Raw genomic sequence first — 14,316 nt, forward strand, 5'->3', positions numbered from 1 at the left:
GTCACCCATGCTAGACATGTCGTGTGGTTAGAGAGACGTGGATGGCCGGGTCAAGCCCGGCCCTGGCGCCGGAGAGAGTTTGCCGACCCAAATGACCATCCACCTCGAAACCCAGTCCGATCTCGAAGAGGCCGTCCACGCGCTGATCAAGCGCGACCCGCGCCTCAAGCCCGTGCTCGAGATCGCCGGCATGCCCGCCTTGCGGCGGCGTGAGCCGGGTTTTACGGGGCTCGCCCACATCGTTTGCGGGCAGCAGCTTTCGACCGCGAGCGCCGCAGCGATCTGGGGGCGGCTGTCGGCCGCGTTCGATCCGTTCGACCATGAGGCCGTGAGCCGCGCCCGCACCGACCGGCTGGGACGGCTCGGCCTGTCCGCCGCCAAGATCAAGACGCTGAAACATCTCGCGCGCGAGATCAATGCGCAGCGGCTGAACCTCGACGTGCTCGCCGAGGAAGACGCCGAGGCCGCGCACCATACGCTGATCGCGCTGCCCGGCATCGGTCCGTGGACGGCCGATGTCTATCTGCTGTTCTGCCTTGGACACGGCGATGCCTGGCCGGCCGGCGACATCGCCGTGCAGGAGGGGATCAAAGTTGGCCTGGGGCTCAAGGCGCGGCCGACGGAAAAGCAGATGGCGCCACTCGCCGAACCCTGGCGTCCCCTGCGCGGAGCAGCCGCGCATCTGTGGTGGAGCTATTATCGCGTGATCAAGAAGCGCGAAGGTGTCATCGCAGGTCAGGCCTGACGACGACAGATAGGTCGTGTCCCGGACGCGGTGCGGCACGAAGTGACGCACCGCAGAGCCGGGACCCATGGGCTTGGCGAGTTGGAGCATGGGCCCCGGCTCAGCAGCGCATCACTGCGTGCTGCGCTGCGTCCGGGGCACCAGGCCCCCTAGCCTCGCAGCCGCTCGCGATCGGCGCGGGCGCATTCGGCCACGAAGTCGACGACGGCCCGCACCGCGGACAACTCGACCAGATCGGGATGGGCGAGCAGCCAGAGATCGGCGACGCTGACGAGTTTCTGCGGCGCGACGCGCACGAGGTCCGGATAGCTCTCCGCGACGAAGCAGGACAGCGCAGAGATTCCGATTCCGGCGCGCACCGCCGCCAGCATGTCGCCCTGCGACGAGCAGCGCATCACCATGGTGCCTTGCCGGGTGATCGCATCGCTCCAGCGCGCCAGCTGCGCGTTCGAATCCTGGTCGGCGAAGCCGATGACGCTGTGCCCCTTCCACTCGCTGCTCCGCTCCGGCATGGACCGGCCCGCGGCATAGTCGCGCGAGGCATAGAAGCCGGTGCCGAGGCGGCCGACCCTGCGACCGACCAGATTTTCCTCACCGCTGTCGACCGGGCGCAGCACGACGTCGGCTTCCCGGCGGCGCACGCTGGCCGGAAACGGATGGGTGATGATCTCGAGCCGAATGTGATCATGTGCGCTGAGAAAAGAGCGCAGCCGCGGCATCAGCCAGTGCGAGGCCAGCGTTGCGCCGATCGACAGCTTGACCGTGCCGCGCGCCTTACGCCCGCCGGCGCCTACGGCGGCTTCGGCGCGGAGCGCGGCAGCCGCCATCGCCTCGGCATGCTCTCGCAGCGTACGTCCATCGGCGGTAAGCACGAAGCCATCGGCGGCCCGCGCCAGCAGCTTGGTGCCGAGCTGCGCCTCCAGCGCCGCGATCTTGCGGCTGACGGTCGGATGGCTGGCGTGCAGGCGCTTTGCCGCCGCGGTGAAGCTGCCGGTGTCGGCGACCGCGACGAAGGTCTTGCAGAGATCCCAATCCACCGCCGGCTCCGTACAAATGTGAATATCCGCTTGTTCAATATTGAACGATCCCCTGCGCGCCGTCCAACCCTATAGTGGGGTCAAACACGCAAGCGGCGGACACCCCGCCGGCGCGACAATCGACATGGAAGCGCTCACCCCGGCCGGCAGGCCGTTGACGCGCGTCGTCAGGAGGATCGGATGGCACTGCCCGCTCTGCTCAAGAACAATCTGGAGCTGCCCGTGGTCGGCTCGCCCCTCTTCATCGTCTCCGGGCCGGAGCTGGTGATCGCCCAATGCAAGGCCGGTGTCGTCGGCTCGTTTCCGGCGCTCAACGCCCGTCCGGTGGAAAAGCTCGACGAGTGGCTGAGCCGCATCGAGGACGAGCTCGGCGAATACAAATCGCGCAATCCCGGCAAGAAGGTCGCGCCCTACGCCGTCAACCAGATCTGCCATGCCTCCAACGACCGCTTGATGAAGGACATGGAAACCTGTGTGAAGCACAGGGCGCCCATCATCATCACCTCGCTGCGGCCGCCCGCCGAGATCGTCGAGGCCGCGCACTCCTATGGCGGGCTGGTGTTCCACGATGTCATCAACGTCAAGCACGCGCGGAAAGCCGCCGAGCAGGGCGTCGACGGCCTGATCCTGGTCTGCGCCGGCGCGGGTGGGCATGCCGGCATGCTGTCGCCTTTCGCGCTGGTGCGCGAGGTCAAGCAATGGTTCGACGGCGCGATCCTGCTGTCGGGCGCAATCAGCGACGGTTTTGGTATCGCCTCCGCGCTGACGCTGGGCGCTGACCTCGCCTATATGGGCACGCGCTTCATCGCGACACAGGAAGCCAATGCCGACGAAGCCTACAAGTCCGCGCTGACGCAGCACGCCGCGCACGACATCGTCTACACCAACCTGTTCACCGGCGTGCACGGCAACTATCTCGGCCCCTCGATTGCCGCCGCCGGGCTCGATCCGGACAATCTCCCGGTTGCCGACAAGACGAAAATGAACTTCGGCTCCGGCGGCAACATGAAATCCAAGGCGTGGCGCGACATCTGGGGCTCGGGCCAGGGCATCGGCCAGATCCTGGATGCGCCGCCGGTGGCCGAGCTGGTCGACCGGATGAAGGGCGAATTCGATCAGGCCCGGCAGGATTTCCTGATGCGCGCCAGCGCCTGACGGCTTGGTCCGACAAGAAAATTGGACTGACAAGACAAACGGGAGGACATCATGAAGCTGACAGCCGCGCTGACAGGCCTGTCTTTGCTGACGCTTGCCGCCGGCAGCGCCGGTGCGGACGAGATCCGGATCGGGCAGACCCTGCCCTATAGCGGTCCGGCATCCGGCTTCGGCGCGATCGGACGGACGCAGGAGGCGTTCTTCGAGAAGGTCAACGCGGAGGGCGGCATCAACGGCCGCAAGGTCAAGTTCATCACGCTGGACGACGCCTACTCGCCGCCGAAGACGGTCGAGCAGACCCGCAAGCTGGTGGAGCAGGACGAGGTGCTGATGATGTTCGGCTCGCTCGGCACCGCCACCAACAGCGCCGTGCAGCGTTACCTCAACGCCAAGAAGGTGCCGCAGCTGTTCGTGCTCTCGGGCGCCACCAAATGGGCCGATCCGCAGAAGAATCCCTGGACGATGCCAGGCATGGCGGCCTACGAATCCGAGGGCGTCGTCTATGCCAAGTATATCTTGCAGGCCAAGCCCGACGCGAAGATCGCGATCCTGTCCCAGAACGACGATTTCGGCCGCGACTATGTCGCGGGCTTCAAGCGCGCGCTCGGGCCCAAGGCCGCAAGCATGATCATCGCGGAGGCGAGCTACGAGACCAGCGCGCCGACGATCAGCTCGCAGCTCTCGACGCTGAAAGCGTCAGGCGCCAACGTGCTGTTTGGCGTGGTGCTCGGCAAGTTCACCTCGCAGATGGTCAAGGGTGTAGCCGAGATCGGCTGGAAGCCGGAGCTGTTGTTCGTGCCGACCTCGGCCTCCTCGATCTCGTTCCTGGAGCCGGCGGGACTGGACAATGCGGTCGGGCTGATCTCGTCGAGCAACCAGAAGGACACGATGGACCCGCAATGGGCCGACGATCCCGGCGTGAAGTCATATTTCGCGTTCATGAAGCAATACATGCCGACCGCGGATCTCTCGAACTCCAACTACGCCGCGGGCTATCACTATGCCACGCTGCTGATGACGGTGCTGAACGCCTGCAAGGACGATGTCAGCCGCGACAACATCTTGAAGCAGGCCGCGTCGCTGAAAGAGGTGAAGCTGCCGCTGCTGTTGCCCGGAATGAGCGTGTCGACCGGTCCGGACGACTATCTGCCGTTCCAGCAGCTGCAGCTCCGCCGCTTCAACGGCAAGAGCTGGGTGCCGTTCGGCGGCATTCTCGATGACCGGTAGAGGACATCCCATGATCATCAGCGGCGAGCGCAGGATCGATTATGCAGAACTCCATGCGCGGATCAGGCGGGCCGCAGGCGGGATCAGCGCGCTCGGCGGGCGCGAGGGCACGCCGGTCGCCATGATGCTGCGCAATGACTTCGCCCTGTTCGAGGTGGTCGCGGCTTCCGCCGCGCTCGGCCGACCGGTGGTGCCGATCAACTGGCATCTGAAGGCTGCCGAAGTCCGCTATATCCTGGCCGACAGCGGCGCCGACATCCTGATCTGCCATGCCGACCTGCTGCCGCAGATTCGCGACGGCCTGCCGGAGGAACTGGCGCTGATGGTCGTGCCGACGCCGCCGGAGATCGCCGGCGCGTTCGACATCCCCGCTGCACTCGCAAAGGTGCCGGACGGATTGACCGATTGGGACAAATGGCGGGACAGCCAGGCGGAACTCACCCAGCCGCCACGCCGCAGCGCGCCGATGTTCTACACGTCGGGCACGACGGGCATGCCGAAGGGGGTGCGGCGCATGCCGATGCGCCCCGAGCAGGTCGCAGCCTCCGAGCGCGTCGGGGCGATCGCCTACGGTGTGAAGCCGAACGAGGATCAGGTCGTGCTGATGAACGGCCCGATGTACCATTCCGCTCCGCACTCCTACGGCATGCTAGCCTATCGCAGTGGCTGCACCATCGTGCTGGAGCCGCGCTTCGATCCCGAAGACCTGCTGCAACTGATCGAGCGCCATCGCGTCACGCACATGCATATGGTTCCGACGATGTTCGTCCGCTTGCTGCGGCTGCCCGACGACGTGAAGCGGCGTTACGACCTGTCGTCGCTGCGCTTTGTCGTTCATGGCGCGGCGCCCTGCCCGCCCGACGTGAAGAAGGCGATGATCGATTGGTGGGGTGGCGTCATCAACGAATATTTCGGCTCGACCGAGACCGGAATTCCGGTGTGGCACTCCGCGGCGGAGGCGCTGAAGAAGCCCGGCACCGTCGGCCGCGCCATCGAGGGCGGTGTCGTCAAGATCTTCCGCGCCGACGGCAGCCCGTGCGACGTCAACGAACCCGGTGAAATCTACATGCGGCAGGCCTCGGTGCCGGATTTCGACTATCACGGCAAGGCCGAGGCCCGCGCCGAGGCGGGCCGCGACGGTCTCGTCAGCGTCGGCGACGTCGGCTATCTCGACGAGGACGGCTATCTGTTCCTGTGCGACCGCAAGCGCGACATGGTGATCTCCGGCGGCGTCAACATCTATCCGGCGGAGATCGAGAATGCGCTGATCGGAATGCCCGGCGTGCGCGATTGCGCGGTGTTCGGTATTCCCGACGCGGAATTTGGCGAGCGGCTCTGCGCCTATGTCGAGCCGGAGCCGGGCGCAGCGCTCTCGTCCGCGGCGGTCCACTCGTTCCTGCGCGAGCGGCTTGCCAATTTCAAGGTGCCGAAGGACGTCGAATTCCGCGACGCGCTGCCGCGCGAGGCGACGGGAAAGATCTTCAAGCGCAAGCTGCGTGAGCCCTATTGGGCGGGCCACGCACGCGCCGGCGCGTAACGAACGGCTGCGAACGGCGTTTTAAACTATGTTGCTGTTGCAAAAAGATCATGGGTGAACGATGAAATGCCGGCGCAGACAGAGCCCGGATCAAAGCCATGACATCGATCGACTTCGTCGTTGCGAAAGATAACCTCGACCAGTGCAAGGTGGTCACGACCGAGCTTCCCGGCGCGGATACGCTGCCGCCTGACGCCCTGCTCGTGAAGGTCGACCGCTTCGCCTTCACCGCCAACAACATCACCTATGCGGTGATGGGCGACGAGTTGAAATACTGGCAGCTCTTTCCCGCGCCGAACGGTTTTGGCAACATTCCGGTATGGGGCTTTGGCGAGGTGCTCGCGTCCAGTCATCCGAACATCGCCGTGGGCGAGCGCCTGTTCGGCTATTTCCCGATGGCGACGCATCTCGTCATCGAGGCGACCGACGTGAGCAAGCGCGGCCTTCGCGACGGTGCCGCACACCGGCAGGGCGTGGCGCCGGTCTACAACGCCTATGCCCGCGTCAGCGGCGATCCCGCTTACGCCGGCCGGAAGGGCGATTACCAGGCGCTGCTGCGGCCGCTATTCATGCTGTCGTTCCTGGTCGACGACTTTCTGGCCAAGAACGACGATTTCGGCGCCCGCACCGTGCTGCTCTCCAGCGCCTCGAGCAAGACCGCGTTCGGCCTTGCGCATCTGTTGCACGCGCGCGGCCGCAAGGTGATCGGGCTGACGTCCGCCGGCAATGTCGACTTTGTCTCGTCGCTCGGTTGCTGTGACGAGGTCGTCACCTATGACCGCATTGCGTCGTTGCCATCGGGCGCGCCGATCGCCTTCGTTGACATGGCCGGCAACAGTGCGCTGCGCGCCGGATTGCATCGGCACTTCGGCGACCGGATGAAATGCTCCGTACGCGTCGGATTGACGCATCGCGCCACCGAGCCCGACGAAGGCGAGCTGCCCGGTGCAAAGCCGCGCTGGTTCTTCGCGCCCGACCAGATCCGCAAGCGCGCCAAGGAATGGGGCCCGGGCGGCATCGAGCAGCGCTTTGGCGCGGCATGGTCCGGCTTTGCGCCGCTCCTGGAGAGAAGCCTGACCGTGGTCGAGAGCCGCGGACCCGACGCGGTGCGGCAGGTGTTTCTCGATACGCTGAAAGGGCGTATTCCGCCGGAGCAGGGCCACATGCTCTCTCTGCTCGGGTAAACCGCTTTCGAGGCTCCTCGAACCGGTATAGCGTCAACCTCAGAGGAAACGCCGCGAAGACGGCCACGAGGTCGCGCATGCTGGACAAGACGAAGGATATTTCCGTCTCGGCGCAAGCCTGGCTCGATGAGTTCGAGCGCTCGCTCGGCAAGCCTGATCCGGCCGCACTGGACCATCTCTTCCTCGCCGACAGTTTTTGGCGCGATGTGCTGGCGCTGAGCTGGAACCTGCAAACGATCGCGGGCCACGACCGGATTGCCCAAGCGCTGAGGGCGCTCGCGCCACGGGCGGCGCCGACCAGCTTCACGATCGCGCCCAACCGCGCGGCGCCGCGCTGGGTTACGCGCGCCGGCACCAGCAATATCGAGATCATCTTCAATTTCGAGACCGTGATCGGTCGCGGCAGCGGCATCGTCCGGCTCGTGCCCGATACCGCCGATGGCGACCGGCTGAAGGCGTGGACGCTGCTCACCGCGCTCGATGAGCTCAAAGGCTTCGAGGAGCAACTCGGCACGTCGCGTCCGCGGGGGCAGGCCTATTCACGCGATTTCCGCGGGCCGAACTGGCTCGATTTGCGTAACGCAGCCCGCGACTACGCCGATCGCGATCCTGCCGTGCTGGTGGTCGGCGGCGGCCAGGCCGGCCTTGCGATTGCAGCACGGCTGAAGCAATTGAAGATCGACACGCTGATCGTCGATCGCGAGACGCGGATCGGCGACAATTGGCGCAAGCGCTATCACGCGCTGACCCTGCATAACCAGGTGCAGGTCAATCATTTGCCCTACATGCCGTTCCCGCCGAACTGGCCGACCTACATCCCGAAGGACAAGCTCGCCAACTGGTTCGAAGCCTATGTCGACGCGATGGAGCTGGATTTCTGGACCGGCGCCGAGTTCGAGGGCGGCAGCTATGACGACGCGAAGGGCTGCTGGACCGTCACGCTGCGGCGCGCCGACGGCAGCAAGCGCACCATGCGGCCGCGCCATGTGGTGATGGCGACTGGCGTCAGCGGCATCGCGAATGTGCCTGATATTCCGACCCTCGCCAATTTCAAAGGCACGCTGCTGCATTCGAGCCGCTACGAGGACGGCGAGAACTGGACCGGCAAGCGCGCCATCGTGATCGGCACCGGCAACAGCGGCCATGACATCGCGCAGGATCTCTGCTCCAGCGGCGCCGAGGTGACACTGGTGCAGCGCTCGCCGACGCTGGTCACCAATATCGAGCCGTCGGCCCAGCTCGCCTATGCGACCTACAACGAAGGCACGCTCGAGGACAACGACCTGATCGCGACCTCGATGCCGACGCCGCTCGCGAAGAAAACCCATGTGATGCTGACCGAGCAGTCGAAGGAGCTCGACAAGGAGCTGCTCGACGGCCTGCGCAAAGTCGGATTCAAGCTCGACTTCGGCGAGGCCGGCACCGGCTGGCAGTTCAAATACCTCACCCGCGGTGGTGGCTATTATTTCAATGTCGGCTGCTCCAACCTGATCGTCGAGGGCGCGATCGGGCTCAGGCAGTTTGCAGACGTCGAGAGCTTCACGGCCGAAGGCGCACGGATGAAGGACGGCGCGACCATTCCGGCCGACCTCATCGTGCTCTCCACCGGCTACAAGCCGCAGGAATATCTGGTGCGAAAACTGTTCGGCGACGGCGTCGCCGACCGCGTCGGCCCGGTCTGGGGCTTTGGCGACGGCCTGGAGCTGCGCAACATGTACGCGCGGACGAAGCAGCCCGGCCTGTGGTTCATCGCCGGCAGCCTCGCGCAGTGCCGGATCAACTCGAAATATCTCGCGCTCCAGATCAAGGCGATCGAGGAAGGGATTTTGGGGCGTGAGGCGGGCGCCGCTTAAGCCTCGTCATTGCGAGCGCAGCGAAGCAATCCAGGATCTTTCCGCGAAGACAGTCTGGATTGCTTCGCTGCGCTCGCAATGACAGTGTAGAGACGATCGCGCCGCTGAAACGAAGAAGAGGAAAAACAAATGCCTGCCATTCTCGGCACCAGCGAGCACCGCTACCGCGTCGTCGACAATTTTGCGAAGCTGCCCGACGGCTGGACGCTGACCGACGTCGCCTCGGTCGCCGTCGACAGCAAGGACCGCGTCTACGTCTTCAACCGGGGGGGCCATCCGATGGTGGTGCTGGATCGCGAGGGCAATTTCCTCCGAAGCTGGGGTGAAGGCCTGTTCTCCCGCGCGCACGGCCTGCACATCGATGCCGACGACAATCTCTACTGCACCGATGACGGCGACCACACCGTGCGCAAATGCACCACCGACGGCAAGGTCCTGCTGACGATCGGCATCCCCGAGAAGCCGTCGCCGTTCATGAGCGGCGATCCGTTCCATCGCTGCACCCATACCGCGCTGTCGCCGAAGGGCGATATCTACGTCTCCGACGGCTATGGCAATGCGCGCGTGCACAAGTTCACGCCGGACGGCAAGCTGCTCAAGAGCTGGGGCGAGCCCGGCACCGATCCCGGCCAGTTCAACATCGTGCACAACATCGCCGCCGACGCCGACGGTTTTGTCTATGTCGCCGACCGCGAGAACCATCGCGTGCAGGTGTTCGATGGGGAGGGCAGGTACGAGACGCAGTGGAACAACCTGCACCGGCCCTGCGCACTGTGCTGCTGTGGTGGCGGCAAGAGCCCGACATTCGTAATCGGCGAGCTCGGCCCGGGCCTCGCCGTCAACCGCAAGGTGCCCAATCTCGGCCCGCGGCTGTCGATCGTGGACGCACAAGGCAAACGCATCGCGCGGCTCGGCGGCGAAGAAGGGCCGGGTGTCGCCAGCGGAAAATTCCTGGCTCCGCACGGCATCGCGCTGGATTCGAAGGGCGACATCTATGTCGGCGAGGTCGGCGTCACCGACTGGAAGACGAGTTTTCCGGACCAGGAGATGCCGGCCGTGGTGCGCGCCACGCGGTGCTTGCAGAAGCTGGAGCGGGTGCGGGAATAGTTGGGCGGGCGAAGCCGCGATGCGCTGTCGGGCCGACCCTGCCTCCCCCCGGCGTCGTCCTCGCCCCCCAAATCACGGCGGTTTTGAGCGCTTTGCCACCCCGCCGCCGCATTGCGTGCATCTGAATAAGTCGCTCAACGGGCTTCACAATCCCGTCACGCTGCATGTAGTATGTCAGTACATGCTGCTTCGCAGCGTATATTGGAGGCCAGGAGCGTTACTTGAACGCACATGTCTCGCAAGGCAGTTGGCCGGTGTTGGTGCTGAATGCGGACTTCCGGCCGCTGAGTTACTACCCGCTGTCTCTCTGGTCGTGGCAGGACGCGATCAAGGCGGTGTTCCTCGACCGCGTCAACATCGTCGCGCATTACGATCAGGCGGTCCACAGTCCCACGCTGCAAATGCAGCTGCCCAGCGTCGTCTCGCTCAAATCCTTCGTCAAGCCGACCACGCATCCCGCGTTCACCCGATTCAACGTCTTCCTGCGCGATCGTTTTGCCTGCCAATATTGCGGCTCGCCCGAAGACCTCACCTTCGACCACATCGTCCCGCGCAGCAAAGGCGGCCAGACCACCTGGGAGAACGTGGTCGCGGCGTGCTCGCCCTGTAATCTGCGCAAGGGTAATCTGACGCCGGCGCAGGCAAAAATGTTTCCGCGCCAGAGCGCGTTCGCGCCGACCGTGCACCAGCTCCACCGCAACGGCCGCCTGTTCCCGCCGAACTATCTGCACGACAGCTGGCTGGATTATCTCTACTGGGATACGGAGCTGGATCCGTAGGGCGACGCTGTTCGCGCTCGGCCGTTCGTGCGACCTGCTGAAATCGAAAGATCGAGGACCCGTCGGGTCCTCGGTTCGTTTTATCGAACGTCACGCATTCTGCGCCAGCGAATGAGCCTCGATTCGTTGGCGGATATCGGGCGAATTGATCAGGTCGAACGGCTCCATGAGTTGCACGACATCCGAGAACGCGCGCTGGACCACCGGATCGGCCACGACAGCCCGGAATAGAGCGGCTTCGAACTGCCGGCTTTCCTCGTACCGCTCCGGGCGCTCGCCGCGCGTGGTTGGATAGGCGAAGTCAGCGTTCACGCCCATGTTCCAGGGTGCCTGAAGCAGCGCGCCCACTTCGGACATGAACCCAGCCTGGAGGGCCTCGATCGGGTCCGCCTCCCCGGCGACGCGATCCAGGATCTCGCGCAGCAACTTTGCCTCTCGCGCGGCGACCGTCATGCCCTGCCCGTAGACCGGATTGAACCGGCACAGCGAGTCCGCCACGGGGAGAATCCCGCGCGGCAGCCGCTTGAGCCGTTCAAAATGCCGCCAGCGGCTCGCGTCAAACACGAAATGCCGGAGGCCTCCGGGTGGCAAGAGCTTGTAGACTGCGTTGTAGATCGCCGGCGTCTTCAATTGGCGCGCAGCCGCAAGATAGTCCTCCCACGTGCCGGGGCAATTCGTCGCGCCGTGATGGGAGATCGATGTAAACCAGCGCCCGCCTTCGAGAGGAATGATCAAGCCGGCTGTCGCCGACGCGGCGGGATCGGGCAACGTGACCAGATTTTGCCAGTCGAACGAGGTTCGCCCCGGCCGCAGAACCGCGGTGGTGTAGCTGATGTCGACGCCCACGACGGTCTCCTGCGGCCGCTCCCAGCCAAGCACATCGAGCAGGCCGAGCGTCGGCGCGCCGCGGCCGGATGCGTCCACCACGAGATCCGCCTCGATCGCCGCACCAACGCCTGCGTCGTTCTCGAACTTCACCATCGGCCGGGTTGCAGCCGGCACAATCTCCATCACGCGGCTCTGCGATTGCACTTTGACATTGGCGATCGCAGTCACCTTTCGGCGCAGCGTATGCTCGATCAGCGGCCGCGAGCCGCACAGCAGCGACGTCCCGCAGTCGCGCCTTGGCAGCGCGCCGACATCTGGCCGCTCGTACTGGACGTCCTTGAAGACATTCACGGGAACTGCACCGGCGGCGGCAAGATCCTGCGCGAAACCCGGGAAAAGGGAGTCGAGGGCCTGCAGCCCACCGGCCAGAAGAAGATGCGGATGCCGATCCTGGGGAACGCCGGCGCGGGACATGATCGAAGCCGGCAGGACATCGCGTTCGAGAATGACGACTTCCTGGAAGGCGGAAGAAAGCGCACCGGCGGCAGACAATCCTCCAATCCCCGCTCCGATGACAACCGCGCGTTGCCCAAAATGACGGCTCATACTTATTCCTTTGGTTCGATTCACCACCTTTCTGTGCGTGGACCGCACTACGGGAATGTTTCCAATCGCGGGATCTTTGTTTCGATTGCAACGGAGCGGCCGCGATGCCCAAGCGTTACGACAGAACGCCGCGTTCAGCTGCGGTACTCGCCAGACTCGATGCGGCGCAATCTCTTAGGTTGCAACACCATGTTCTGACACGTTCTCGCCACGGATCATCGGTATTCGACCAAAATCGGAATACCGGGAAAGTCGCGATGGGTGCATGCAGCTGGTTCAGAGTCGCATTGTTTGTTCTCGCGTTCACGAATGGCGCGACTGCACAGGACATGCCGTCGGAGCTTACGCCTGTCGGCAAGGCCGTCCTTCAAGCCGAGATCGCGGCCAAGGACCGCTCGGGATCCGGCAAGCCGGTGGACTCTCCGTTGGCCGTGTGCACCTTCCCGGGCGGCCTGTGCGGCGCGGTTCGGCCTGACGGTTCGGTGGCCGTGCCGCCGCGATACGATTGGGTCGGCGACTTCTCGGACAAACGCGCCGCAGTTCGCAGCGGAGGACTGTACGGCTTCGTCGACGACGAGGGGCACGAGGTCGCCGCACCGCAATACGGCCTCGTGGACGACTACAAGTTTGGCTTTGCGCAAGTCGAGGTCGGGGGCAAGTCGGGCCTGATCGATCGTGACGGCAAGATGATCTTCGCGCCGACATACGGCTTCATCGAGGCGATCGGTCCCGACCGCTTCCGCGTGTCGGATTTTCCGCGACGCGGCGGAACCATTGGCGCCGAGGATTTCTCGGGGATAAGGACCACCTACACCTCAAACAGCGTCAGTGTCTCCGCCCCCTTCGAATTCAAGACGAATGGCGTGATCGATCTCTCCGGACAATGGATAGAACCGGCGGCGCCGCCATCGCGCGAATTCGACAAGACAAGTCCATCAGTTCGCTGGGTCGAAAGAGGCGGATTGTGGGGGTTGTTGCAAGCCGATGGAAGCTGGCTGGTCGAGCCGAAGTTTCAGCGGGCGGAAGCCCTAAGTGACGGCCTGGCGCGCGTGACTCTCAGCAGCAAGGTTGGCTTCATTGATGGCACAGGGAAATTCGCCATCGAGCCCGTCTTCGACACGGCCTGGCCGTTCAGGCTCGGCGTTGGGCGCACATCGGCAGAACGAGACGGCAGCTTCGGCGTGATTGACAAGTCCGGATCCTGGATATTCCAAACCAGTCACCAGCAAATTTATCTGGCGATTGCCCGTAACGAAGGCTCCTCCGAGGTGCCGTACGGATGGCACTTCAAGCAGGCGGACCACTGGGGTCTTCTGGACCTCGACGGCCGTACTGTGCTCGACGCAGCGTTCGATCAACCCGTCCAGCATTGTGAAGACAAGCGGCTGATCGCCTACAAGAACAAGCAATGGCTGTATTTCACGGAAGGCGGAAATCCTCTGCAACCTCCTGGAAGCCGGTTGATCGATGCGACATGCGGCGCCGCACCGCCGTACACCCTGCAAACCGGAGACACGTTCCAGCTTGTTGACGCACGCTTGCAGCCTATCGCGCCGATGCAGTTCGAGGCAGTCGTGCGAATTGGACGGGATGCCAGGAATGCCAAAGTCGATGGCAAATGGGGACGCATCAGGTCCGACGGGAGTTGGCTCGTCGAGCCCCGATTCGACTACCTTTCGACCAATCCCGATCCCTTTGTCGCGTCCATTGACGGTAAGCGCGGCGTCATGAAATCGGATGGGACATGGCTGATCGAGCCCAAATTCGACGCCGTTCGAATCCGACAAGACGGCACCGTCTTTGCTTCGACCGACGGAGCGACAGGCATCATGCGGCTCAAGGATCAATCCTGGGTCATGCAACCTCGCCCGGGCGTCATGTGCGATATCAGCAGCGCGCTCATGTCGCAGGCTGGCGGAAAGCGCGTGATCCTGTCTCCCGCCGGCGAGGTTTGGATCGACGCCGATGCCGAGCGCGTCGGCGCCAATCTCGACTTCGGACTTCTGACGTTCTTGAGAAACGGCAAATGGGGGCTGGTCGACACGGCAGGACACGTGATGGTCGAGCCGCAATATGACGAACCCGTCTATTTCGCGCCACGCAATCGTGGCATCGCCTGGGCCAGGCAAGAAGGTAGATGGTGCCCGATCGACCGGCGCAACCATTCGGTCCCGGGGATCGCATGCTCCGATGTCAATCCCGCGCCATCCCTGGCGCCCCCGTTCGAATGCAAGATCGAGCCGTAAGTTCGATGTGCG

General features: G+C 64.3%; 11 protein-coding genes. 9 read left to right on the forward strand and 2 right to left on the reverse strand.

What is annotated here, in order from left to right:
* The first annotated feature begins 91 nt into the window (after positions 1-91).
* Entirely contained in the window at positions 92-745 is a 654-nt protein-coding gene (locus CT676_RS33180; RefSeq protein WP_085401930.1) for a DNA-3-methyladenine glycosylase, read from the forward strand.
* 149 nt (positions 746-894) lie between these two features.
* On the opposite strand, the gene CT676_RS33185 is transcribed toward CT676_RS33180, so the two are convergent.
* Entirely contained in the window at positions 895-1,782 is an 888-nt protein-coding gene (locus tag CT676_RS33185; RefSeq protein ID WP_085401929.1) for a LysR family transcriptional regulator, read from the reverse strand.
* Between the two features lie 180 nt (positions 1,783-1,962).
* Here CT676_RS33185 and CT676_RS33190 point away from each other — a divergent pair, with 180 nt between their 5' ends.
* From CT676_RS33190 to CT676_RS33220, 7 genes are all read left to right on the forward strand, one after another.
* Positions 1,963-2,937, forward strand: a complete 975-nt coding sequence (locus CT676_RS33190) for a nitronate monooxygenase family protein (RefSeq protein WP_085401928.1) — start codon at positions 1,963-1,965, stop codon at positions 2,935-2,937.
* Positions 2,938-2,988: 51 nt separating this feature from the next.
* Complete coding sequence (locus tag CT676_RS33195) at positions 2,989-4,164, forward strand: ABC transporter substrate-binding protein (protein ID WP_085401927.1); 1,176 nt, start codon at positions 2,989-2,991, stop codon at positions 4,162-4,164.
* A 10-nt stretch (positions 4,165-4,174) separates the two neighbouring features.
* Positions 4,175-5,701 carry an acyl-CoA synthetase gene (locus CT676_RS33200; protein ID WP_135216225.1) on the forward strand — a complete coding sequence of 509 codons (1,527 nt, stop codon included), beginning with the start codon at positions 4,175-4,177 and terminating at the stop codon, positions 5,699-5,701.
* A gap of 98 nt (positions 5,702-5,799) precedes the next feature.
* Positions 5,800-6,885, forward strand: a complete 1,086-nt coding sequence (locus CT676_RS33205; protein WP_135216226.1) for a DUF2855 family protein — start codon at positions 5,800-5,802, stop codon at positions 6,883-6,885.
* Positions 6,886-6,962: 77 nt separating this feature from the next.
* On the forward strand, positions 6,963-8,738 hold the full coding sequence (locus CT676_RS33210) for an NAD(P)/FAD-dependent oxidoreductase (RefSeq protein ID WP_085401924.1): 1,776 nt from the start codon (positions 6,963-6,965) through the stop codon (positions 8,736-8,738).
* 129 nt (positions 8,739-8,867) lie between these two features.
* Positions 8,868-9,845 (forward strand): peptidyl-alpha-hydroxyglycine alpha-amidating lyase family protein, encoded by a 978-nt coding sequence (locus tag CT676_RS33215; RefSeq protein ID WP_135216227.1) that lies wholly within the window; start codon positions 8,868-8,870, stop codon positions 9,843-9,845.
* Between the two features lie 221 nt (positions 9,846-10,066).
* Positions 10,067-10,624, forward strand: coding sequence for an HNH endonuclease (locus CT676_RS33220; protein WP_063985805.1), 558 nt, complete (start codon positions 10,067-10,069; stop codon positions 10,622-10,624).
* A 90-nt stretch (positions 10,625-10,714) separates the two neighbouring features.
* On the opposite strand, the gene CT676_RS33225 is transcribed toward CT676_RS33220, so the two are convergent.
* Entirely contained in the window at positions 10,715-12,106 is a 1,392-nt protein-coding gene (locus tag CT676_RS33225; protein WP_244623343.1) for a squalene monooxygenase, read from the reverse strand.
* Between the two features lie 56 nt (positions 12,107-12,162).
* On the opposite strand from CT676_RS33225, the gene CT676_RS33230 reads away from it, so the two are divergent.
* Positions 12,163-14,304 carry a WG repeat-containing protein gene (locus CT676_RS33230; protein ID WP_135216228.1) on the forward strand — a complete coding sequence of 714 codons (2,142 nt, stop codon included), beginning with the start codon at positions 12,163-12,165 and terminating at the stop codon, positions 14,302-14,304.
* Positions 14,305-14,316: the final 12 nt, after the last annotated feature.

The sequence above is a fragment of the Bradyrhizobium sp. MOS001 genome, assembly GCF_004634465.1.
In the GTDB taxonomy this organism is placed as follows: Bacteria; Pseudomonadota; Alphaproteobacteria; order Rhizobiales; family Xanthobacteraceae; genus Bradyrhizobium; species Bradyrhizobium barranii.